We start from the raw sequence: 2,092 nt of genomic DNA, 5'->3' as shown, positions 1-2,092 counted from the left end.
CCCGCCCGCGGCGAGCTTTCCACCGAGCGCGGCCCGGTCCGCCTCACGGGTGGCGAGGCGAGCCTGCTTGCCGTGCTCGCCGCCCGCGCCCACGAGGTCCTCTCGCGCGAGGCGCTGGCCGAGATCCTCGGCATGGACGAGGCCGGCGAACGCGCGATCGACGTGCAGGTGACCCGCCTGCGCCGCAAGATCGAGCCCGACCCGCGCGAGCCGCGCTACCTGCAGACCGTGCGCGGCCGCGGCTACGTCCTCAAGCCGGGTCCATGAGGCTCGCCCCGCGCGGTCTCGAGCCCGACCGCGTGCTGCGCAAGATCCTGCCGCGCAGCCTGTTCGGCCGCACCCTGCTGATCGTGATCCTGCCGCTGATCCTGCTCGAGGGCGTCGCGCTACAGATCTTCTACGGCAGCCATCTCGACGTGCTCTCCCGCCGCCTCGCCGGCAGCGTCGCCGGCGAGATCGCCTTCGTGCTCGACCAGGCCGCCCTGCACCCCGCCAGCAGCGCGCGGATCTTCGCCCATGCCGGGCAGCGCTTCCAGTTCCGCTTCCATTTCCACGAGGGAGAAACACTCACCCCGCGCGGCCTGCCCCATGTCTTCGGCCCGGTGGATACCGACCTCGCCCGCGCCCTCCGCCGCGACCTCAACCGGAAATTCTCCCTGGTCTGGAACGGCCCGCCGGGGATGATCCGCGTCGATGTCCAGCTCGCAACCGGGGTGATGACGGTCGACGTGCCGCGCAAGCGCCTCTATGTCGGCGCGCTCTACATCTTCTTCGCCTGGCTCGCCGGCGTCACCATCCTGCTGCTCGGCATCGCCATCCTGTTCCTGCGCAACCAGGTCCGCGCCATCCGCCGGCTCGCCCTCGCCGCCGAGGCCTTCGGCATGGGGCGCGATCCCGGTCCGATCCGCCCCGAGGGCGCGATCGAGGTCCGCCGCGCCGCCACCGCCTTCAACCGCATGCAGGACCGCATCCGCCGCTTCCTCACCCAGCGCACCGCGATGCTCGCCGGCGTCTCGCACGACCTGCGCACCCCGCTCACCCGGCTGCGCCTCGCCATCGCCATGCTGCCGCCCGACATCGCCGACACCGACGGCATGAACGACGACGTGACGGAAATGGAGCGGCTGATCGGCCTCTACCTCACCTTCGCCCGCGGCGAGGGCACCGAGCAGCCCCAGCCGACCGACATCGCCCTGCTGATCGAGGATCTCGCCGCCCGCGCCGCGCGCGGCGGCGCCGCCATCGCGCTCGACCTCGCGCACCTGCCGCAGGCCGGTGGTCCGGCCGGAGGCGATGCGCCGGGCGCTGTCCAACCTGCTCGACAACGCGGCCCGCCACGCCCACCGCATCGTCGTCGCGGCGGCGCCGGAAGGCGGGCAGATGCTGCGGATCGTCATCGACGACGATGGCCCCGGCATCCCCGCCGAGCGTCGCGAGCAGATGCTGCGTCCCTTCGAAAGCGGCTCGGCCGCCGGCACCGGCCTCGGCCTCGCCATCGCCCGCGACATCGTCGCGGCGCATGGCGGCACGCTCCGCCTCGATACCAGCCCGCTCGGCGGCCTGCGGGTGGCGATCACGATCCCGCTCTGACCCGCCGCCGTCCGGCACGGCATGGCAACGATATGGCCGGAAGCTATGCCAAAATTTAACCTCAATGGGCGTGCACCCTCAACCTGCGCGTGTCATATGTTGCGTCGCAAACACATTGTCGCCGGGATTGGCGGTTACGCCCAAGCCGATCGGAACGACGGATTCGACGAGGAACGCCGTTCAAATGCCCAACCGCGTGTTCTTTTCGCGTCTTCTTTTGAGGTAGCAGCGCATTGTTGATCTGGCTGGATCTTGAGAACCTGATCCGACATGTCGAATCCGGGCACCGCCCCAGCGGTATCCAGCGGGTGACGTTCGAACTCTCCGCATCCCTGGTGGCCGCCGGCGGCGGCGCGGTCCGGGTCTGCCGCCATGCCCGCGCCCCTCATGGTTTCGTCGAGCTCGACTGGGCGGATGTCGAGGCCCGGCTCGCCGCGCTGATGACGCGCGATGCGCCCGCCCGGCGCGAGGCGCCGTCCCCTCGCGAACGGCCGGAAGCGGC

At 71.1% G+C, this 2,092-nt stretch carries 2 protein-coding genes and 2 pseudogenes; all 4 read left to right on the top strand.

What is annotated here, in order from left to right; translation table 11 throughout:
* Positions 1–267: helix-turn-helix domain-containing protein (locus APM_RS08455; RefSeq protein WP_007422947.1), on the top strand; the 267-nt coding region annotated here is incomplete at its 5' end.
* A pseudogene (locus APM_RS23095) lies at positions 264–1,100 on the top strand (HAMP domain-containing protein); the annotation flags it as partial. The gene APM_RS08455 and the pseudogene APM_RS23095, both read left to right, overlap by 4 nt.
* A 193-nt stretch (positions 1,101–1,293) precedes the next feature.
* The gene (locus APM_RS23090; RefSeq protein WP_371259409.1) at positions 1,294–1,590 is read left to right on the top strand and encodes a sensor histidine kinase; all 297 of its coding nucleotides are present in this window, start codon (positions 1,294–1,296) and stop codon (positions 1,588–1,590) included.
* A gap of 236 nt (positions 1,591–1,826) precedes the next feature.
* Positions 1,827–2,092 (top strand): annotated as a pseudogene (locus tag APM_RS08445) (glycosyltransferase family 1 protein); the annotation flags it as partial.

It is taken from the genome of Acidiphilium sp. PM (assembly GCF_000219295.1).
GTDB classification, from domain to species: domain Bacteria; phylum Pseudomonadota; class Alphaproteobacteria; order Acetobacterales; family Acetobacteraceae; genus Acidiphilium; species Acidiphilium multivorum.
The sequence above is the reverse complement of the archived record's forward strand: the minus strand, read 5'-3'. Positions and strand labels throughout refer to the sequence as shown.